The sequence below is a fragment of the Kitasatospora sp. GP82 genome (assembly GCF_029892105.1).
GTDB lineage: Bacteria > Actinomycetota > Actinomycetes > Streptomycetales > Streptomycetaceae > Kitasatospora.
In genome coordinates this window covers 69,319-87,260 of the sequence record NZ_JARZAJ010000007.1, presented here as the reverse complement: position 1 = coordinate 87,260, position 17,942 = coordinate 69,319, and the positions used below count along the sequence as shown (strand labels likewise).

The following is a 17,942-nucleotide window of genomic DNA, read 5'->3' as shown; positions in this document are numbered from 1 at the left end:
TGAAGTAGCAGCTTCAGCCGCAGCTCCAGCAAACCGACGCAGCCAAGTCCCTGAAAGCAGGTCACCATCCATGCCCACGCGCCGGACCCCGCAGTTGGCGGGCGTCGCAGCAATCCTCGCCGTCGGCCTGATCACGGGGATTCCCGGACCGGCCGACGCTTCCGCGTCCGCCTCCCTCCACGTCGTCCACCCGGGCGAGTCGATCCAGCAGGCGATCAATGCCGCCCGGCCGGGTGACACCGTGCAGATCCTTGCCGGCACCTACCGCGAGAGCGTCGTGGTCACCACCTCCGAGCTGACCCTGCGCGGCGCGGGCGAGGCCACGGTGATCTCCCCGGGCCCGGACACCCAGAGCGGCAACGCCTGCGCCCGCGCCGGCCACGGCCTCTGTGTCACGGGTGCGTCCGCCCACCCGGTCACCGGCCTGCGGATCGAGTCGCTCACCGTCGCCGGATTCACCAAGAACGGCATCAACGCCGTCGGTACGGACAGGATGACGATCCGTCATGTGCTCGCCAGGGACAACGGCCAGCAGGGCATCAGTCAGGAGAAGTCCACCCGGGCCGTGGTGCGCGGCAACGAGGCCCGCGGCAACGGACAGGCCGGGGTCTTCCTCGCGAACCTGTCGGACGGCGAGGGTCCGGCCATCGACACGCAGGGCACGGTGATCGCCGAGAACCGCCTGTCCGACAACCGGCTCGGTGTCGTGGTCCGCCGGGCCAGGGTGCTCAGCGTCGAGTCCAACGTGATCACCGGCAACTGCGGCGGCGTGTTCATCGTCGGCGACGAGAACGTGCCGCGCGCTGGAGCCCTGACGGTGCGTCAGAACTTCGTCAGCGCCAACAACAAGTACTGTCCGCCCAACCCCCGCCTGGACGCCATCCAGGGCACCGGCATCCTCCTCACCGGCGCCGAGGACACCCTGGTGACCGGCAACCGGGTGGAGGAGAACGTCGGCAGCACGTCGATGTCCGGGGGCATCGTCCTGTTCCACAGCTTCGTCGGTACCCCCAACGCCCGGATCACCGTCAGCAACAACGCGGTCCTCGGCAACGGCCCGTCCGACGTTGCCAACCGCGACACCGGCGTCGGCAACTCCTTCACCCGCAACCAGTGCCGGGTCTCCGAACCGGCAGGCCAGTGCTGACCGTTCCACACAGAAAGGCGGCCGCATGCACACGGCACCAACCACCACAGCTGTCCCGATGAAAACTCTGACCAATCCGACTCTGACCAATCCGAACCTGACCAGTCCGAGTCTGGCGAGCCCGGCTCTCACCAGTCCGGCCCTCCCCGGCGCGGCGCTGACCAGCCCTCCCTCCCCGGCCATGCGCCTGCGCGAACTCGTCTTCGGTGCCGCCTGCGCCGCAGCCGTCCGCGCGGCGGCCCGGCTCGAGATCGCGGATGCCCTCGGCGAGACCCCGGCCGGCGTCGACGAACTGGCCGCCGCCGTCGACACCGAGCCGCTGCCGCTGCGCCGGCTGCTGCGGGCACTCTCCTGCTACGGGATCTTCGCCGAGACCGAGGACGGCCGGTACGTCCACACCGAGATGTCCCGTCTGCTCCGCGAGGACGAGCCCAACAGCCTGCGCTACATCTCCCTCTGGTGCACCGAACCGTGGACCTGGGAGGCCTGGCCGCGCCTGGACGACGCCGTCCGCTCCGGCCGCAACATCTTCCCCGAGCTGTACGGCAAGGAGTTCTTCGACTACCTGCACGACGACGCCCGCGACTCCGCCATGGTGTTCAACCGGGCCATGACCCACTCCAGCCGCCAGTCCGCGGCCGAACTCGCCGACTACCTCGACCTCACCGGGATCGGTGCGGTCGCCGACATCGGCGGCGGCCAGGGCCACGTCCTGGCCAGCCTGCTGGAGAAGCACCCACAGGTGCACGGCACCCTGCTCGACCTCCCCAAGGTGGTCGCCAACGCCGACCCCCGCCTGCGCGAGGGCGGCGCGCTGGCCTCCCGTACCCGGCTGCTTCCCGGCGACTGCCGCGACGCGATCCCGGTCGACGCCGATCTCTACATCATCAAGAACATCCTCGAATGGGATGACGACAGCACCCGCAGAACGCTGCGCAACGTCGTCGCCGCCGCCCGGCCGGGTGCGCGCGTGGTGGTGGTCGAGAACCTTGTCGACGACACCCCCTCGATGCGCTTCACCACCGCCATGGACCTGATGCTGCTGCTCAACGTGGGCGGTGCCAAGCACTCCAAGGCGAGCATGGTGGAGCTGATGACCGAGGCCGGCCTGTGCCTCGGTCACATCGGCCCGGTCAACCCCTATCTGCACGCCTTCGAGAGCACTGTCCCGACCGGCTGACAGGCGGACAGGCCGACGGACGGCGGAGCCGGTACCCCTTGGTTCGGGTACCGGCTCCGCCGTCCGTCGGCCTCATCCGACCTGTACGGGCTCCTCGGCCATCCGCGCCACCAGACCGGTGGTGTGCATCCCGGCCTGGAACTCCGGACGGGCCAGCGCCTCCCGCAGGAATCCCGTGGTGGTCCGCACGACAGGGCCTTCGATCCGGAACTCGCCGAGCGCGCGGTCCATCCGGGCCAGCGCCTGCGGCCGGTCCGGGGCCCAGACGACGGTCTTCGCCAGCAGCGAGTCGTAGTCGGGACCGACCGGCCAGCCGGTGTAGGCGTGGGTGTCGACCCGGACGAACGGGCCGCCCGGCGGGACGAACTCGGTCAGCAGGCCGGGCGTCGGTGCGAAGTTCCGGGCCGGGTCCTCGGCGTTGACCCGGCACTCCACGGCCACCCCGCGCGGCTGCACCTCCTCCTGCCGAAAGGAGAGCGGCAGCCCGGCCGCGATGGTGATCTGCTCCCGCACCAGGTCGATCCCGGTGACCATCTCGGTCACCGGGTGCTCGACCTGGAGCCGGCAGTTGATCTCCATAAGATAGAACCGCTGATCCGGCGTCAGCACGAACTCGAAGGTCGCCGCGCCGGCATAGCCCACCGCCAGGGCGCCCCGCACCGCCGCCTCGCACATCCGGGCGCGCAGCGTCGGCGACAGGTTGGGCGCGGGGGACTCCTCGATCAGCTTCTGGTGCCTGCGCTGCACCGAGCAGTCCCGCTCGCCCAGGTGCACGGCCGAGCCGTACCGGTCGCAGAGGACCTGCACCTCGACGTGCCGGGCGTCCTCGATGTACCGCTCCAGGTAGATCCGCTCGTCGCCGAAGACCGCACGGGCGTGCGCGCGGGTCTCGTGAAAGGCGTGCAGCAGGTTCTCGGCGCTGCGCACCACGGCCATCCCGCGGCCGCCACCGCCTGCCACCGCCTTGAGGATCACCGGATACCCGACCCGCTGCGCGACCTCCTTGGCCTGGCCGGGGGTGGCCAGCGCGCCCGTACTGCCGGGCAGTACGGGCAGCCCGGCCTCGGCCATCAGCGCCCGGGCCTGCGCCTTGTCGCCGAGCTGTTCGATCACCCGGGGCGGTGGGCCGATGAAGGTGATCCCGCTGGCCTCGCAGATCTCCGCGAAGTCCGGGTCCTCGGAGAGGAAGCCGTAGCCGGGGTGGATCGCCTCGGCACCGGTACTCAGCGCCGCCTCGATGATCGACGGTACGTGCAGATAGCTGCTCCTGGTCTGCGGCGGCCCGATGCGCACGGCCCGGTCGGCGAACCGGACCACCGCCGAGTCGCGGTCGGCGGTGGAGTACACCGCCACGGTCCGCAGGCCGAGCTCCCGGCAGGTGCGGGCCACCCGCAGGGCGATCTCGCCTCGGTTGGCGACCAGCACGGTCGTGAACATCGCGCTCATCCCTCGGCCACCGGCTCCACGACGATGAGCTGCTGCTGGTACTCCACCGAGGTGGCGTTCGGCACCAGGATCTCCACCACCCGCCCGCCGATGTCCGATGCGATGGTGCTCATCATCTTCATCACCTCCAGGATCCCGACGGTCTGCCCCGGCTGGACGAGGTCGCCGACCGAGACGAACGGTGGGGAGCCCGGTTCGGGCGCATGGTAGAAGGTGCCGACCATCGGCGCGCAGACGTACGTCAGCCCGGTGTCCTGCTCGGGCTCGGCGGTTGCCACCGACGCCGGTGCGGGCTGCGCCGGCCCCTCCGGGGCCGGCCACTCGACCTCGACCGTGGTACGTCCGTGCTGGAGCCTGATCCGGCTCGGCGGCTGCGCGCAGGCCCGGGTCAGCTCCCTGACGGCCCGGCAGACCGCTTCGAGATCGGCCTTGGTCACCTCCGCCGTGCCGGCCAAGGAGTGCGCGTTGATGAGGGTGACCGACTGCCGGCCGTTCTCCGGATGGGTCTTCTTGTCCGCACCGAGTGTCACTGTGCACCTCTCTCGACCGTTCCGAGCACCGTTGTGAGTGCCGGTCCGACCACCACGGGACCGACCGCCGGTCCGACTCCCGGTCCGGCGGTGGCGGTCCCTCCCTCCGCCGTGACCCCCTCGACACCGAAGCGGTGGAACCGGCGCTTGCGTTCCTGGAGCAGCCGCGCGGGCTCCCAGGGGATCAGGTCGCCGAGGGTCGCGAGCAGGGCCTCGCCGAGCATCGCCGCCGCGCCCGCGTGGTCCCGGTGCGCACCGTCGTCGGGCTCGGGGACGACGCCGTCCACGATGCCGAGCCTGACGAGCTCCCGGGCGTGCAGGCGAAGCGCGTTGGCGGCGGTGGGCGCGGCCTCGGGGTCCTTCCACAGGATCGCCGCGCAGCCCTCCGGACTGATGACGGAGTAGACGCCGTTGATGCTGACCAGCACCCGGTCGGCGACCCCGAGCGCGAGTGCCCCGCCGCTGCCGCCCTCGCCGATCAGGACGGCGACGATGGGTACCGGCAGCCGGGACATCAGCCGCAGGTTCTCGGCGATGGCGACGGCCTGGCCGCTGCGCTCGGCGTCCGGTCCGGGGTTGGCGCCGGGGGTGTCGATCAGCGTGACCAGCGGCAGGCCCAGTTTGGCGGCCATCCGCATCAGCCGGGCGGCCTTGCGGTATCCGGCGGGGGCGGGCATACCGAACCGGCGGCGGCGCCGCTCGGTCAGGTCGGGGCCGCCCTTGTGATGGCCGATCAGCATGACCGGCAGACCGGCGAGGCGTCCCGTACCGCCGACGATGGCGGGGCAGTCCTCGCTGAGCCGGTCGCCGTGCAGTTCGAGGAAGTCGTCGAGGAGATGGCCGACGTAGTCGAGGCCGCTGGGCCGGTCCGGGTGCCGGGCGAGCCGGACGGCGGCCCAGGAGTCCCGCTCGGTGAGCTCCTCCACCGTGCGCAGGATGCCGTCCGGCGCTTCGCTGCGGACGGGCTCGGACGGCGTGGTGGGGGAGCGCAGGCTCAGCAGCCGGCCGAGCGTCGCGCGCAGCGCGGGCCGCGCCACGACGTCGTCCACCATGCCGTGTGCCAGGAGGAACTCGGCGGTCTGAAAGCCCTCCGGCAGTCGTTCGCCGGTGGTCTGCTCGATCACCCGGGGCCCGGCGAAGCCCATCCGGGCGCCGGGCTCCGCGATGATCACATCGGCCAGGGTGGCGAAGGAGGCCGCCACACCGCCGTAGGTCGGGTCGGTGATCAGCGAGACGACCAGTACCCCGGCCTCGTCCAGTTCGGCCAGCGCCTGCGCGGTCTTGGCCATCTGCATCAGCGACAGCACACCCTCCTGCATCCGCGCTCCGCCGGAGGCGCAGACGAGCAGGAGGGGGGTGTGCAGCCGCAGGCTGGTCTCGGCGGCCTCGGTGACCAGGGCGCCCACCCCGCAGCCGAGGCTGCCGCCGAGAAAACGGAAGTCCATGGCGGCGACGACCACCGGTTGCCCTTCGATCCGGCCCATCACGCAGAGCACCGCCTCGTCGAGGCCGGTGTCGGCGCGGGCGTCGGAGAGCCGCTCGGGGTAGGGGCGGCTGTCCACGAAGCCGAGCGGGTCGTGCAGCGCCGCGACCTGGCGCAGCGGCTCGGCCGTTCCGGGGTCGAGCAGCTGTTCCAGGCGCTGTCGGGCGGTCAGCTGGGCGTGCCAGCCGCAGTCCGGGCAGACCCGCAGCGTCCGCAGGAAGCGTCGGCCGTAGATCAGCCCGGTGCAGCGTGCGCACCGTACCCACTCCGGATCCAGGTCACCCGGTTGGTCGTCGGTCTCCACCATGGTGGGTCATCCTCCAGTTCAGTGGGAAGCGGCGCGCTCCCAGCGGTAGAACTCGCGGGCCATCGCGTCCTTGGGCTCCCGCCAGGTGGCGGGGTCGTACGCCTGGACGAAGGCGGTCAGCCGGTCGCTCACCTCGCGGAACTCCGGGTGGTCCTTGTACTTGGCCACCGAGGGGCCGGGCGGGCGGTCGGCCTCGATGAGGTGCAGGTAGAGCTCGCCGAACTGGAACAGGCTGCGGGCCGTGACCCCGACCAGCTGCGGCAGTTCACCCCGGTCGGACTCGGCGAAGACCTCGGCGATGCCGTCGCTGGAGTCCGGCTTCATCCGGGCGACGATCAGTGTGCGATGCATGGTGTTCACCCCTTCCCGGCGTGCTTCTCGACCTTGTCCCGGATCAGTTCCATCTGGATCCGGGAGTTGCGGTTGATGTGGTTGGTCATCCCCTCGTCGTCCACGGGCGCGGTGGGCTTCATGGCGAAGTCCTGGATCCACCGCATGCTCGTCCCGCCCGGGACCTCGGTGTACTCCCAGCGGATGTCCATGTACTCGAACGGCCCCGGCTCGACCCGGCGGGCCCGGACGGCGAGGGCCTTGCGGTCGGTCTCCCGCTCGGAGACCCAGCTCCAGACCTGGCCGTTCTCGTCCGGGTGCATGGTCAGCCGGAAGGTGGTCCTGGCGCCCTCGCGGTTGAGCACCTCGACGGTGGCGTACTCGCTGAACAGCTGCGGCCACTGCTCCAGGTCGTTGGTGATCTCCCAGACCAGCTCCACGGGGGCGGCGATGACAATGGTGTTGTCGGTGTGACCGGGCATCTCAGGCACCTGCCTTCACAGAGGTGTTGACGGCCTGGAGGAACTCGGCCGGGGTCTTCGACATCTCGGCGCCGGAGGTGATCTGCAGTCCGTGCCGGTTCTCCAGCTCGCCCACCACGCCGAGCAGCCCGAGCGAGTCCACGCCGAACTCCTCGAAGGTCACGCCGGGCCTCTCCAGCTCCAGCGGGTCGACGGTGATGCCGGCTTTGCCCTTGATCAGGGCGGCCAGCTCGGCGTGGGTCAGTGAGGGTGTCATTCGGTTCTCCTTCTGGGGTGGGATTGCGGTGGTTCAGTCGCCCTGGCCCCGGCGCAGCACCAGGGCGGCGTTGGAGCCCATCAGCCCCCGGCTCAGCACCAGGGCGGTGCGCAGCTCGGCGGTCCGGGCAAAGCGGGTCACCAGGTCCAGCTCGTGGCAGATCTCGGTGACCCTGGGGGTGGGCGGGACGACGCCGTACTCCATGGCGAGCACCGCGGCGGCCACGTCCAGGGCGGGCGCGCCGCAGTAGGCCCGGCCGAAACCGGCCTTCGGCGCGGTGACCGGTACATGGGCCGCGTGCTCGCCCAGCGCGTCGGCGATGGCCAGCGCCTCGGCGCGGTCGGCCGCCGGGGTGCCGAGCGCGTCGGCGAAGACCACGTCGATCTCGTCGGGTGCGCAGCGCGCCTCCTCCAGTGCGCCCCGGATGGCGTGGGCCAGGCCCGCGCGCGACTCCTCCCAGCGGGACGCTCCGGTGAAGGTCGCCGCGTGCCCGGCCAGTACGGCCCGGACCTGCGCCCCGCGCGCGAGTGCCGCGGTGTGCGATTCGACGACGAACATCGCACCGCCCTCGGCCGGCGCGAAGCCGCACGCCTGCGGGCTGAACGGCAGATACGCCGAGTCAGGGTCGAGGGACCGGCTCAGCTCCGGGTAGCCGAGCTGGCAGACCATCGAGTACGGCGCCAGCGGTGCCTCCGCGGCGCCCACCACGGCGGCCTCGGTGCCCCGTCGGATGGTCCGCGCCGCGTGCGCCAGCGCGTCCAGACCGCCCGCCTCGTCGGAGGCGACGACCCCGCAAGGGCCCTTGAAACCGCCCCGGATCGACACCTGTCCGGTGCTGGCCGCATAGAACCAGGCGATCGACTGGTACGGCCCGACGTACTGGGGGCCATGACCCCACAGCTGCTGCAGCTCTCGCTGGCCGAACTCGCCGCCGCCCGACCCGGCGGCCGTCACCACACCCACGGCGAACGGTGACATGGCCGCCAGGTCGAGCCCGGAATCGGCGAGCGCGAAGTCGGCAGCCGCCATCGCGAAGTGCGTGAACCTGTCCGTCTGGACCAGATAACGCTCCTCGACCGAGTCCTGTGGCGAGAAGCCCCGGACCTCGCCCGCGACCCGCAGCGGCTGGTCGCCGCAGCCTTCACGGGCGATCGGCCCCAGCACCGACGCGCCCTCCCGGACGGCCTTCCAGAAGTCGTCGGTGCCGACCCCGTTCGGGGCGACCACCCCGATGCCGGTCAGCACCGCGCGGCGCTGTGCCTGATGGTCCGTCATTCCCTCAACCTTTCCGACTGAGCACCACGGCGGACTGGAAGCCGCCGAAACCGCTGCCGACCGAGAGCACATGGCGGAGCGGTATCTCCCGGGCGGTGCGCGGCACGTAGTCCAGGTCGCACTCCGGGTCCGGGGTGGAGTAGTTCGCGGTCGGCGGCACCACACCGTTGGCCAGCGCCAGGGTGCAGGCCACCAGCTCGATCGCGCCGATCGCGCCGAGCGAGTGACCCACCATCGACTTGATCGAGCTCATCGGGACCTGGTACGCGTGCGTGCCCAGCGAGCGCTTGACCGCCGCCGTCTCGTGCCGGTCGTTCTGCTTGGTGCCCGAACCGTGCGCATTCACATAGTCGATCCGCGAGCCGTCCAGCCGGGCCTGGCCGAGCGCCTGGTTGATCGACTCGGACATCTCCAGGCCCTCTTTCGTCAGCCCGGTCATGTGGTACGCGTTGCCGAAGGTCGCGAAGCCGCCGATCTCGCAGTACACGGTGGCACCCCGGCGACGGGCGTGCTCCAGCTCCTCCAGCACCAGCACCGCCCCGCCCTCGCCGAGCACGAAACCGTCCCGGGTGGCGTCGAACGGCCGCGAGGCGTGCTCCGGGTCGTCGTTGCGGGGACTGGTGGCCTTGATCGCATCGAAGCAGGCCACCGTGATCGGTGAGATCGGCGAGTCCGAGGCACCCGCGATCACGATGTCCGCGCGTCCCTCCTCGATCGCCTGGAAGGCGTAGCCGACGGCGTCGAGGCCGGAGGTGCAGCCGGTCGAGACGGTCTGCACCGGACCGTGCGCACCGGCCTGCTCGGCCACCGCAGAGGCCAGCGTGCTCGGCGAGAACGCCCGGTGCAGCTGCGGCTCGGCCTGCCGGTGGTCCACGTCCCAGCGCTCGCCACCGGCGCTGACCAGGGCGTAGTCGTGCTCAAGACGGGTGGTGCCACCGACCGCCGTACCCAGCGACACCCCGACCCGCCAGGGGTCCTCGGCCGCCAGGTCGAGACCGGCGTCGCGGACCGCCTCGGTGGCGGCCACCAGGGCGAACTGCACGTACCGGTCCGAGCGGGTCACCTGCTCGGCGTCCAGCCCGTGCGCTGCCGGATCGAAGTCGCACTCGGCGGCGATCCGGGAGCGGAACCCCGTCGGGTCGAACAGTGTGATGCCCCGGGTCGCGGTCCGGCCCGAGGTGAGCAGCGCCCAGAACGCGGGCACGCCCACGCCGCCGGGCGCCACCACGCCGATTCCGGTGACCGCCACCCGCCTGGTCACGAGGCGACCTTCGCGTGTTCCGTCGGCCCCGGCTGCGGGGTCTCCTCTGTGTCGACATGCCCGATCTCGGGACGCGGCGCCAGCGGGCCGAGGTGGAAGACCATCCGCGCCTCGGTGTCGCCCACGTTGCGGAACCGGTGGCGCATGTTGACGGGGATCATCAGACCCTGCTCGGGCCGCAGCGAGCGGGTCACCCCGTCCAGGTCCACCTCCAGCTCGCCGCAGACCACGAAGACGAACTCCTCGGAGTACGGGTGGTAGTGCTCGCCGATCCGGTCCCCGGGCTGGACGATGGCCAGACCCATGAACCCGCTGGTGGCGCCGCACGTGGTCGGGGTGAGCATGGCGCGCAGATCGCCGCCGCGCCTGCGGTTGGGCGGAGCCTCGTCGACATGCACGATGCGTGGAAGTTCCGTGGTCATGGGTGCTGCCTCCAGGTTGTTTCGGCCGGGAACGTGCGAGGGGAGATGCGGCTGGCGGAGCGTCATGGCCTCAGGGGGCCTTGCGGTCGGTGACCAGCTCCAGCTCCCACTTGGCGAGCAGCCGCTGCGCCGCCGCATCACCGGGCAGGCCGTGGTCGGGGCCGAGGTCGGCCAGCCGGGCCAGTACCGCCGACGCCCGCGAGCCCTGGACACCGAGCGCCACGGCCGGCGCCGCGGCGAGCGGGACGGCGAGGTCGATCTGCCGGACCACGATGTCCTCCCGCTGGAAGACCGTGCTGCGCACCAGCAGCCCGGCCGGGTCGGCCACCGCCGCCTCGTCCTGACGGTGCAACAGCTCGGCCAGCGCCGCACCACAGCCGCTGCGGACGGGGTAACCCAGCGCGTGCCGGTACAGCTTCGCGGGCACCTCGCCCTGGACGGCCGCGTGGTGGACGGCCGGCAGCGCGGCGCGCATGAAGAAGTCCCGCGCAGCCAGCGGATCGCCCAGGTCGCGGGCCTCCTCCAGATACGGGTTGATGGCCTCCTCGACCGCACGGACCTCCGGCTGCTGCGCCACGTGCCGCAGCGCCGCGACCAGGTCGCCGACCACCTCGACCGCCCGCACCACCCGGTTGCCCTGCATGTAGAGCGAGGTCCTGGCGAGGCGGGTGGTCTCGTCCACCTGCGCCGCCGGGGAGGTGTAGCCGGCCAGGATCCGAGCCACCTTCGACTCGGTGCCCGGCTTCACCGTGAAGGTGAGGGCATGCCGGATGATCCCGTCCGTGCTGCCCGGACGTGTGGCGAGCGGTGCGGCGCCGCTGTCCGCGGTACCGGTCACCGAGGTCTCGCGCATGATGCTGAACCGCAGCGACCTGGTGTCACGGACGCAGCCGTGCAGCGGCCGGACCATGTCCCGGTGCGAGGCGCTGTCCACCCACTCCAGGAACGGATGGGCGCTCTCCCACTCGCTGGTGATCAGCCACTGCGTGGGGTTCTCGATCGACTGGCAGAGCTGGTCGCTGACATGGCCGGGGACGGATGCGACGTTGTGGCGCAGCTGCTCGTAGGCGTCCAGGAAGCGCTCCTGCTCCCCGTCCTGGACGTCCAGCAGCAGCACCACGCGAAGCCGCGAGTCCTGCGGAGTGGAGCGCTGCGCCTGGGGTTCGGACAGCGTGATCATCTTCGACTTTCTCCTTGGAGCGTTGGGGGCGATGGCGGGCCTGAGGAGGCGGGCAACCGGCCCCGCGGACGCACGATGTGACTCTCCGTGATCGAACGAGCGCGGGCGGGCCTAAGCCTGAGTCCGATCGTCAGGTGCCGGACGGAACCGCGCGAGATCTGCGAGCCATCCGGGCGAAACCCGCGCCGACGGCTCCTCCAAGGGGGATGGATCACGAGTCCCGCACCACGTACTGCATGGAGCAACCGATGAAACCGAAGACCGACGAGCACGTTCCGGTCCTGATCGTGGGCGGCTCGCTGGTGGGCCTGTCCGCCTCACTCTTCCTCGGCCGCCTCGGTGTCCGGCACCAGCTGGTCGAGAAACACGCCGCCACCTCCCACCACCCGCGAGGGCGCGGCAACAACCTGCGCACCATGGAGCTCTACCGGGTCGCCGGAGTGGAGGAGGAGATCCGCAGCGCCGCCTCGGTCCTCGCCGACAACCACGGCATCCTGCAGGCCGGCACCCTCACCGGAGCCGACCAGGAATGGCTGTTCAGGGAGATCGACCCGGGCGGCGCACTGGCCAGGTTCAGCCCCAGCGGCTGGTGCCTGTGCAGCCAGAACGACCTGGAGCCCGTCCTGCTTCGCCGCGCCCGCGAACTCGGCGGCGACCTTTGCTTCAGCACCGAACTGCGCTCCTTCGAACAGGACGCCGACGGGGTGACCGCTCTCCTGCGCGACCGGGACAGCGGCGCCGAGCGCACCGTCCGGGCGGACTACCTGGTCGCCGCCGACGGCCCGCGCAGCCCCGCCCGCGAGCGGCTGGGGATCGGCCAGACCGGCCGCGGCGACCTCTTCCACAACGTCAGCATCACCTTCCGTGCCAAGCGGCTGGCCGACGTGGTCGGCGACCGGCTCTTCATCGCCTGCTACCTGACCAACCCCGAAGGCCCCGGCGCGCTGCTACCGGTGGACAACCGCGAGAACTGGGTCTTCCACGCCCCCTGGCGGCCCGACGAGGGCGAGACCCTGGAGGACTTCACCGACGAGCGCTGCATCGCCCACATCCGCACCGCCACCGGCGTACCCGACCTGGAGGTGGAGATCACCGGGAAGGCCCCCTGGCGCGCCGCCGAACGGGTCGCCGAGCGCTACTGCTCCGGACGGGTCTTCCTGGCCGGTGACTCCGCGCACGAGATGTCCCCGACCGGCGCCTTCGGCTCCAACACCGGCATCCAGGACGCCCACAACCTCGCCTGGAAACTCGCCGCCGTCCTCGGCGGCTGGGCGGGTCCCGGACTGCTGGAGACCTACCAGCAGGAGCGCCGGCCTGTCGCCCACGCCACCAGCGAACGCGCCTCGGCCCGCTCGGCCGAGCACCGCCACCCCGGCTACGACGCGGTACCCGGCACCGGACGGCAGAGCAACGTCCTGGCTGTCGCTCTCGGCTACCGCTACAACAGCGGTGCCGTGCTCGGTACCGATCCGACCGCGCCGACCGTACCCGAGCGCTTCCAGCCCGACGGGGAACCCGGTGGGCGGGCGCCCCACCTGTGGCTGCGTCGCGCGGGCGTCCGGCTCTCCACGGTGGACCTGTTCGAGAAGCACCTCGTACTGCTCACCGGCGCCGGCGGGTCCGCCTGGCACCAGGCGGCAGGGCGAGTGGCCGAGCGGCTGGACATCCCGCTCGACCGCTACCGGATCGGCACCGCTCCGGAGGACGACCTCGCCCCGGAGCCCGGCGCCGACTGGGCCGCCGCCTACGGCACGGGCGAGGACGGCGCGGTCCTGATCCGGCCGGACGGCTTCGTCGCCTGGCGCTCCGCCCGAGCGGTGGCCGATGCGGAGGGCGTGCTGGGCACCGTGCTCGGCGAACTGCTGCGCCTGTGACCGAAGGCCGGCCGACGCGTGAGGGCCGGCTCCCGTCGAGGACGGGAGCCGGCCCTCACGGGTGCCGGGCCAGACCGAAGCCGCCTACGCCTCCTGGATCTGGGCGTACGGCGCGAGTTTCTTGACCGACTCGATGCTCTTCAGCACCGATTCCTTGCTCTCGTGCGCGTCGCTGGTGACGACGACCGAGCCGTTGCTCGCCTTGAGCCGGAACCGGTGCACGCCCGACTCGTCGGTGTAGATCTCGAACTTAGCTGGCATGGGAGTGTTCACCTCTCGTAGGACCGCCCCCCACCAGCGCACCGTAGGCCGAGCCCGAGGCCGACCGCATCCCGAGCGCCGCGACCGGATGACGGCCGGTCAGCCGTCCGCCACCGATGGCACCGCTGCTCAGCCGCCGACCACCGGGTAGTGGTCCGAGAGGTCGCCGTAGGTGTAGCTGCGGCCCCAACTGCTCACCGTCCACGGGTCGCTGTGGAAGCGGACCACCTTGTTGGTGTAGCTCTGCGGGCGGGCGTGGTCGGCCCGGTAGAGCACATAGTCCACGTCCTCCTTCGGGTCGCTCGGGTAGCGGTACGCGGCGATGGAGTTGTCCGCCGTGTCGAAGGAGTCGGCCCAGCCGGTGCGCGCGGTGGCCGGCACCACATTGGCGTTGGCCAGCAGCGCCGGGTACTCGGAGCCGTGCGAGTCGATGTTGAGATCACCGGTGATCACCACGGGCTCGCTCGTCGGGATCCGCTTGGAGTCGATGAACGAGCGCATCGCGGTCAGCTGCGCCGCGCGCACGTCGGCCGGCCGGCCGCTGCCGCACCCGCCGTCGGTGGACTGCAGATGGGTGCCGATGACGTGGGTGCGCTGCCCGTTGACGTCCAGCACCGCGTAGACGAAGCCCTTGTTCGACCACCAGTCCGCGCCGCACGCGTCCTTGTAGACGTACTGCTCCTTGCGCAGGATCGGCCACTTGCTGAGCAGCACGACGCCGCCGTCCTCCGGAGTCGTGGAGCTGTAGCTGCCGTTGGTGGCGTCCCAGCCGCTGGTCGAGCGGCCCACGACGGGGGTGTGGTAGGGGTATGCGGCAGTGGCCTTGGCGACCAGCGCGTCGGAGGAGGTGTTGTCGAAGGCCTCCTGGAGCACCACGACGTCGTGCCCCTGGAAGACGTCGGAGGCGGCGATGGCGTCGGCCCGGTGCGCCTGGCCCCAGTTGGGGTAGAGGGTGGTGCTCATCAGGAAGACGTTGTAGGTGAGCACGTTCAGCGGCGGGGCAGTGACCGGGGCGCTCTCGGCCGGTATCAGCGGTACCGCCTGGGCGGCGGGCGCGGTGACCAGCGGGCCGGCCAGGACCGCCGCCGCGCAGGCTGCGGCTGTGAGGGACGAGGTACGGCGGGCGGGTGAGGAGGGCATCCGGGCTCCGGGGGAGAGTCGTGCCGATCGGCGGCACCTCGTCGGGCGACGAGGTGCTGTGCAGTCAACGCGGCTCCGGCCGCACGCTTCAAGACCTTGAGCGATCATCAGGTGAACTCGTCCCAAAACGTGACCTACCCTCAGGTACTCGGAGCCGCCGGTGCCTCCGGCACGGCTTCGGCCGGTTCGGCCGCAACCCCCCTCCGGAGGCCGGTGAAGGGGGCCGCAATTCCCGAACGCGCGACAGCAGACGTCCTGTTGGCTCGCGTGAGTCGTCTCGACCGGCGCCTGACGCTCGGCGTTGCCGAGTTTGCCCCGCTGGTGGGGAAAAGTGGTTGCTCCGTGGATCGTCGGAGAAGGCTCTCCGGGTCGCACTGGCGACGGCTCTGGCGGACGTCGTCCACTCTGCGGCTGCCCTCGTCCGCGACCGGTTGACGCGGATGATGTCGCCGGTCGCGACGACCCGCGACCGCGAGGACGGGCGGGTCGAAGGCCCTGGACGCCCGTCTGCGCGATGTTGCGCTGGCGTGTGCGGGAATCCTGCTGTGAAGGGATCGACCCCGACGCAAGAGTTGTGACGGGGTCGTGGGTGGGGTGCTGCGACGGCGTCAGACGGTGCCGAACTCGCCATCCTTGACGGCCGATACGAACGCTGTGAACTCGGCGAGGGGGAAGATCAAGGCCGGGCCCTCCGGGTCCTTCGAGTCCCGCACCGGCATGACGCCGGGGTACCCGTCGGCGACCTCAATGCAGCCTCCCTGCCCGTTGCTGTAGCTGCTTTTGCGCCAGGGGGCGCCGGTCAGGTCAACCATGGCTTTCGAGTTCCTTCCGTACCTTGCGGATCATGGCCAGGCTTTCGGCCCGGTTCGACGCTTCAGCCTGTAGCCGATCGTAGCCCCTGGCCCACTTGGCGACTGTCTCCGCATCTCGCTCCAGGTAGCCGCGATGGAGGGTCTCCGTGTAGCTCACCATCGAACGGTTCGGCAGAGTCAGTAGGACTACGGGGTGTGAGAGCGGGCGCTCCTCCCTCAGCGAGAAGGGGGCTACCTGGATGACCATGTTCGGTTGCTGGCTCAGCTGTTCAAGGTGGCCGAGTTGTTGCGCCATCACGTCATGACCGCCAATCGGGCGGAGGAGGCAGCTCTCGTCCAAGACAGCGTGGATGGTCGGCACCTGGTTCAGCAGGCGCTGACGGACGGCAAGGAAGCTGAGCCGTTCGTTTGCCTGCTCCTGGGTGGCGTCGCCGCGCCGCACGGCTGCGAATTCGTATGCCGTGGCGAACTCGACTGTCTGCAAGATCCCGGGAATCATGTCGATCTCGAACAGCCTTATGGCGATGGCCTCACGTTCCCTGGTGCTGTACTCCGGGAATCCCTCGATCAGGGAGCCCTTTGTGTAGCTCAACCAGAGCAGTTCAAGCGTTCCACCGGTCTTGAGGGCTTCGTCGGTCTTGGTGACGAACTTGTGGCTCGGGGGGCGCTGGGCGCGTTCCACGCTGGAGATGTACGCCCCCGAGTACTGGATCAATGCGCCTAGCTCTATCTGCGTCAGATCCTTCGCCTCGCGCGACCGCCGCAGCTGAACACCAAGCGCTGCCAGTGGTGATGACGATGGATCAAGTGTCCGACGGTTCAAGATCATCTCCAATTGAACCTGTGTCAAGTGGCGAATTGAACTACTTCCGATCGTAGCGCCGGAGCGCCACGCTGTTACCACAGAACGTGAGGAACGAAGCAGTGCCTCCCATCTGATCGGAGTACTCCCATGTCTGTCGCCGTCCACCCGCCGCCGAGGACTTCACTGGTCACGCGGATGACCCAGGGGCCACGGCGCGATGCTGTGGCGGCAGTTGACGATCTGGCCGGCGCTCTGGCACTCGCAGGTATCACACTCCCATCCGTGGCCGTCGACTGGCAGACCGCCAGCTTCTCCAGCCCCATCCTGGTCGACCTCGGGAGGGCTCGCCCCGACGTGGTCGAGCAGCTGGCGGAGGTCATCCGGCGCGGAGCGCTGGCGGAGAGACCTGCGTCCGATGGCTGCTGAGGAACCGCCGATGTGCCCATGGAGGCTCTGCGGGTCCGTGATCGAGTGGGACGGCGACGCAGCCGACGACGGTACGCGGGGCTGGCAGTGCCCGCAGTGCCGCTGGTTCGGCTACACGCTCCCGACCGCCTATGCGGAACGGCACTTGGATATCCCGGTCCTTCAGGTGGTCGGGCGGCTGGTGCAGCGTCGGACTAAGGCGGTGATGGCGTGATGGACGAGCTGGAGCCGGTCCCGGACCCGTTCGAGCTGATCAGGGAACTCCGCTGGCTCCCGCCGACGCCCTGTCAGCCTCCGGCTGCGCCTCCACATAGACCGGCCCGGTCGCTGTCGCGGCCGACCCCTGGACGCCTGTCCTCCCGGGCAGGCCGCCCCGCGCATCACCATCGTGGTTCCGGATGTGCGGGGCACCATCCACCAGAACGAAGGATGGCTGATGCACTCCGACATCGCCCCTGACGAGCACGACCGGATCCGGATGGGGTGCCAGGCACTCATCATCCGCCCCGATGGCTTGGTACTGCTGGTTAAACCCGACTGCCGGCGCGGCTGGATCCTGCCCGGTGACGCGGCCCGTAAGGACGAGCCACCCCACCTTGCCGCCGCCCGGGAAGTGCGGGAGGAGGCCAGGCTCGACCTTAGGTTCGGCGATGCCCTGGTGGTGGACTGGATGCCCCGTAAGGACTCGGTGCCGGGCCTGAACCATGTGTTCTTCGCCCGGGTCTCCGACGAGGTCGCCGCCTCAGCCACGATCCCGCCCAAGGTGCTCCGTGAGATCAGCGAGATCGCATGGGTGCACCCGGACGACATTCCCGACCGGTGCGAGGACTTCCAGATCCGACTTATCTGGTTAGCCCTGCTGCGCCTCGAAGACCCGTCGGCGTCCGTCTACCACGTCTAAGGCCACGCCATTACGGCCTGACGGTTACTCGAACTCCCGCCCCGGGCCGTGGTTGAGGTCCATTCCGCCCGGGGCGGGCCTTGAGAGCACCACCGCTGAGAGGAGAGTCCTCCCAGCGACCGCACCACGAGCAGGAGGCACATAGATGACCTTCATCGAACCCCCGTGGGGCACAACCCGGATGGGGCCGTTCGTCACCGCCGACCCTATCCCCGCCTACACGGCTGTGATCGACCCCGAAACCCAGGTTGCCATCTACATCGACGACCAGGGCCGTAGGGTCGAGATGGGCGCCCACGGGACCAGCACCAACACCAGCACCCCGACCTCCACCGGCGGTGGTGACGGACAGAGCGGCGGACAGAGCGCGCCGACCGATATCGACAGCATGCCCGCCAACGACCAGGACCAGGGCACAGGCTGA

The 17,942-nt window shown here is 70.5% G+C and carries 21 protein-coding genes; 7 read left to right on the top strand and 14 right to left on the bottom strand.

The window, feature by feature from the left end; all coding sequences use genetic code 11:
• Positions 1-70: 70 nt before the first annotated feature.
• Both P3T39_RS09440 and P3T39_RS09435 read left to right on the top strand, forming a co-directional pair.
• The gene (locus P3T39_RS09440) at positions 71-1,147 is read left to right on the top strand and encodes a right-handed parallel beta-helix repeat-containing protein (RefSeq protein ID WP_280696936.1); all 1,077 of its coding nucleotides are present in this window, start codon (positions 71-73) and stop codon (positions 1,145-1,147) included.
• Between the two features lie 181 nt (positions 1,148-1,328).
• Positions 1,329-2,327 (top strand): methyltransferase, encoded by a 999-nt coding sequence (locus P3T39_RS09435; protein ID WP_280697078.1) that lies wholly within the window; start codon positions 1,329-1,331, stop codon positions 2,325-2,327.
• Between the two features lie 72 nt (positions 2,328-2,399).
• On the opposite strand, the gene P3T39_RS09430 is transcribed toward P3T39_RS09435, so the two are convergent.
• From P3T39_RS09430 to P3T39_RS09385, 10 genes are all read right to left on the bottom strand, one after another.
• Complete coding sequence (locus P3T39_RS09430; protein WP_280696935.1) at positions 2,400-3,764, bottom strand: acetyl-CoA carboxylase biotin carboxylase subunit; 1,365 nt, start codon at positions 3,762-3,764, stop codon at positions 2,400-2,402.
• Between the two features lie 5 nt (positions 3,765-3,769).
• On the bottom strand, positions 3,770-4,303 hold the full coding sequence (locus P3T39_RS09425; protein WP_280696934.1) for a biotin/lipoyl-containing protein: 534 nt from the start codon (positions 4,301-4,303) through the stop codon (positions 3,770-3,772).
• Positions 4,300-6,093: an acetyl-CoA carboxylase carboxyl transferase subunit alpha gene (gene accA, locus P3T39_RS09420; RefSeq protein WP_280696933.1), complete on the bottom strand. Its 1,794-nt coding sequence runs from the start codon at positions 6,091-6,093 to the stop codon at positions 4,300-4,302. The genes P3T39_RS09425 and accA overlap by 4 nt, the downstream gene beginning before the upstream one ends.
• An 18-nt stretch (positions 6,094-6,111) precedes the next feature.
• Positions 6,112-6,444 (bottom strand): TcmI family type II polyketide cyclase, encoded by a 333-nt coding sequence (locus P3T39_RS09415; protein WP_280696932.1) that lies wholly within the window; start codon positions 6,442-6,444, stop codon positions 6,112-6,114.
• A gap of 5 nt (positions 6,445-6,449) precedes the next feature.
• The gene (locus P3T39_RS09410) at positions 6,450-6,905 is read right to left on the bottom strand and encodes an SRPBCC family protein (protein WP_280696931.1); all 456 of its coding nucleotides are present in this window, start codon (positions 6,903-6,905) and stop codon (positions 6,450-6,452) included.
• A 1-nt stretch (position 6,906) separates the two neighbouring features.
• Positions 6,907-7,161 (bottom strand): acyl carrier protein, encoded by a 255-nt coding sequence (locus P3T39_RS09405; RefSeq protein ID WP_280696930.1) that lies wholly within the window; start codon positions 7,159-7,161, stop codon positions 6,907-6,909.
• A gap of 33 nt (positions 7,162-7,194) precedes the next feature.
• Complete coding sequence (locus P3T39_RS09400) at positions 7,195-8,436, bottom strand: beta-ketoacyl synthase N-terminal-like domain-containing protein (RefSeq protein ID WP_280696929.1); 1,242 nt, start codon at positions 8,434-8,436, stop codon at positions 7,195-7,197.
• Between the two features lie 4 nt (positions 8,437-8,440).
• Entirely contained in the window at positions 8,441-9,697 is a 1,257-nt protein-coding gene (locus P3T39_RS09395; RefSeq protein ID WP_280696928.1) for a beta-ketoacyl-[acyl-carrier-protein] synthase family protein, read from the bottom strand.
• Entirely contained in the window at positions 9,694-10,119 is a 426-nt protein-coding gene (locus tag P3T39_RS09390; protein WP_280696927.1) for a cupin domain-containing protein, read from the bottom strand. The genes P3T39_RS09395 and P3T39_RS09390 overlap by 4 nt, the downstream gene beginning before the upstream one ends.
• A 70-nt stretch (positions 10,120-10,189) precedes the next feature.
• Complete coding sequence (locus P3T39_RS09385) at positions 10,190-11,299, bottom strand: SchA/CurD-like domain-containing protein (protein WP_280696926.1); 1,110 nt, start codon at positions 11,297-11,299, stop codon at positions 10,190-10,192.
• A gap of 248 nt (positions 11,300-11,547) precedes the next feature.
• Here P3T39_RS09385 and P3T39_RS09380 point away from each other — a divergent pair, with 248 nt between their 5' ends.
• Positions 11,548-13,173: an FAD-dependent monooxygenase gene (locus tag P3T39_RS09380; RefSeq protein ID WP_280696925.1), complete on the top strand. Its 1,626-nt coding sequence runs from the start codon at positions 11,548-11,550 to the stop codon at positions 13,171-13,173.
• Between the two features lie 84 nt (positions 13,174-13,257).
• Here the strand turns inward: P3T39_RS09380 and P3T39_RS09375 are convergent, their stop codons facing one another.
• From P3T39_RS09375 to P3T39_RS09360, 4 genes are all read right to left on the bottom strand, one after another.
• The gene (locus P3T39_RS09375; protein ID WP_280696924.1) at positions 13,258-13,434 is read right to left on the bottom strand and encodes a DUF1508 domain-containing protein; all 177 of its coding nucleotides are present in this window, start codon (positions 13,432-13,434) and stop codon (positions 13,258-13,260) included.
• 129 nt (positions 13,435-13,563) lie between these two features.
• The gene (sph, locus tag P3T39_RS09370; RefSeq protein WP_280696923.1) at positions 13,564-14,574 is read right to left on the bottom strand and encodes a sphingomyelin phosphodiesterase; all 1,011 of its coding nucleotides are present in this window, start codon (positions 14,572-14,574) and stop codon (positions 13,564-13,566) included.
• Between the two features lie 608 nt (positions 14,575-15,182).
• Entirely contained in the window at positions 15,183-15,386 is a 204-nt protein-coding gene (locus P3T39_RS09365) for a DUF397 domain-containing protein (RefSeq protein ID WP_280696922.1), read from the bottom strand.
• A complete protein-coding gene (locus P3T39_RS09360) occupies positions 15,379-16,236 on the bottom strand; it encodes a helix-turn-helix transcriptional regulator (RefSeq protein WP_280696921.1) in 858 nt (285 codons plus the stop codon). Before P3T39_RS09360 ends, P3T39_RS09365 begins: the two co-directional genes overlap by 8 nt.
• A gap of 237 nt (positions 16,237-16,473) precedes the next feature.
• Here P3T39_RS09360 and P3T39_RS09355 point away from each other — a divergent pair, with 237 nt between their 5' ends.
• The 4 genes from P3T39_RS09355 to P3T39_RS09340 all read left to right on the top strand — a co-directional run bounded on the left by P3T39_RS09355 (position 16,474) and on the right by P3T39_RS09340 (position 17,942).
• On the top strand, positions 16,474-16,617 hold the full coding sequence (locus P3T39_RS09355; RefSeq protein WP_280696920.1) for a hypothetical protein: 144 nt from the start codon (positions 16,474-16,476) through the stop codon (positions 16,615-16,617).
• A 37-nt stretch (positions 16,618-16,654) separates the two neighbouring features.
• The gene (locus tag P3T39_RS09350; protein ID WP_280696919.1) at positions 16,655-16,831 is read left to right on the top strand and encodes a hypothetical protein; all 177 of its coding nucleotides are present in this window, start codon (positions 16,655-16,657) and stop codon (positions 16,829-16,831) included.
• A gap of 222 nt (positions 16,832-17,053) precedes the next feature.
• On the top strand, positions 17,054-17,518 hold the full coding sequence (locus P3T39_RS09345) for an NUDIX domain-containing protein (protein ID WP_280696918.1): 465 nt from the start codon (positions 17,054-17,056) through the stop codon (positions 17,516-17,518).
• A gap of 145 nt (positions 17,519-17,663) precedes the next feature.
• Positions 17,664-17,942 carry a putative ATP-grasp-modified RiPP gene (locus P3T39_RS09340; RefSeq protein WP_280696917.1) on the top strand — a complete coding sequence of 93 codons (279 nt, stop codon included), beginning with the start codon at positions 17,664-17,666 and terminating at the stop codon, positions 17,940-17,942.

Bases quoted from the DNA above. Each gene is read 5' to 3' on its own strand.
- P3T39_RS09400 (WP_280696929.1), bottom strand. From the start codon at position 8,436: ATGACGGACCATCAGGCACAGCGCCGCGCGGTGCTGACCGGCATCGGG.
- P3T39_RS09340 (WP_280696917.1), top strand. From the start codon at position 17,664: ATGACCTTCATCGAACCCCCGTGGGGCACAACCCGGATGGGGCCGTTC.
- P3T39_RS09440 (WP_280696936.1), top strand. From the start codon at position 71: ATGCCCACGCGCCGGACCCCGCAGTTGGCGGGCGTCGCAGCAATCCTC.
- P3T39_RS09390 (WP_280696927.1), bottom strand. From the start codon at position 10,119: ATGACCACGGAACTTCCACGCATCGTGCATGTCGACGAGGCTCCGCCC.
- accA (WP_280696933.1), bottom strand. From the start codon at position 6,093: ATGGTGGAGACCGACGACCAACCGGGTGACCTGGATCCGGAGTGGGTA.
- P3T39_RS09415 (WP_280696932.1), bottom strand. From the start codon at position 6,444: ATGCATCGCACACTGATCGTCGCCCGGATGAAGCCGGACTCCAGCGAC.
- P3T39_RS09375 (WP_280696924.1), bottom strand. From the start codon at position 13,434: ATGCCAGCTAAGTTCGAGATCTACACCGACGAGTCGGGCGTGCACCGG.
- P3T39_RS09405 (WP_280696930.1), bottom strand. From the start codon at position 7,161: ATGACACCCTCACTGACCCACGCCGAGCTGGCCGCCCTGATCAAGGGC.
- P3T39_RS09385 (WP_280696926.1), bottom strand. From the start codon at position 11,299: ATGATCACGCTGTCCGAACCCCAGGCGCAGCGCTCCACTCCGCAGGAC.
- P3T39_RS09365 (WP_280696922.1), bottom strand. From the start codon at position 15,386: ATGGTTGACCTGACCGGCGCCCCCTGGCGCAAAAGCAGCTACAGCAAC.
- sph (WP_280696923.1), bottom strand. From the start codon at position 14,574: ATGCCCTCCTCACCCGCCCGCCGTACCTCGTCCCTCACAGCCGCAGCC.
- P3T39_RS09430 (WP_280696935.1), bottom strand. From the start codon at position 3,764: ATGTTCACGACCGTGCTGGTCGCCAACCGAGGCGAGATCGCCCTGCGG.
- P3T39_RS09435 (WP_280697078.1), top strand. From the start codon at position 1,329: ATGCGCCTGCGCGAACTCGTCTTCGGTGCCGCCTGCGCCGCAGCCGTC.
- P3T39_RS09345 (WP_280696918.1), top strand. From the start codon at position 17,054: ATGCACTCCGACATCGCCCCTGACGAGCACGACCGGATCCGGATGGGG.
- P3T39_RS09380 (WP_280696925.1), top strand. From the start codon at position 11,548: ATGAAACCGAAGACCGACGAGCACGTTCCGGTCCTGATCGTGGGCGGC.
- P3T39_RS09410 (WP_280696931.1), bottom strand. From the start codon at position 6,905: ATGCCCGGTCACACCGACAACACCATTGTCATCGCCGCCCCCGTGGAG.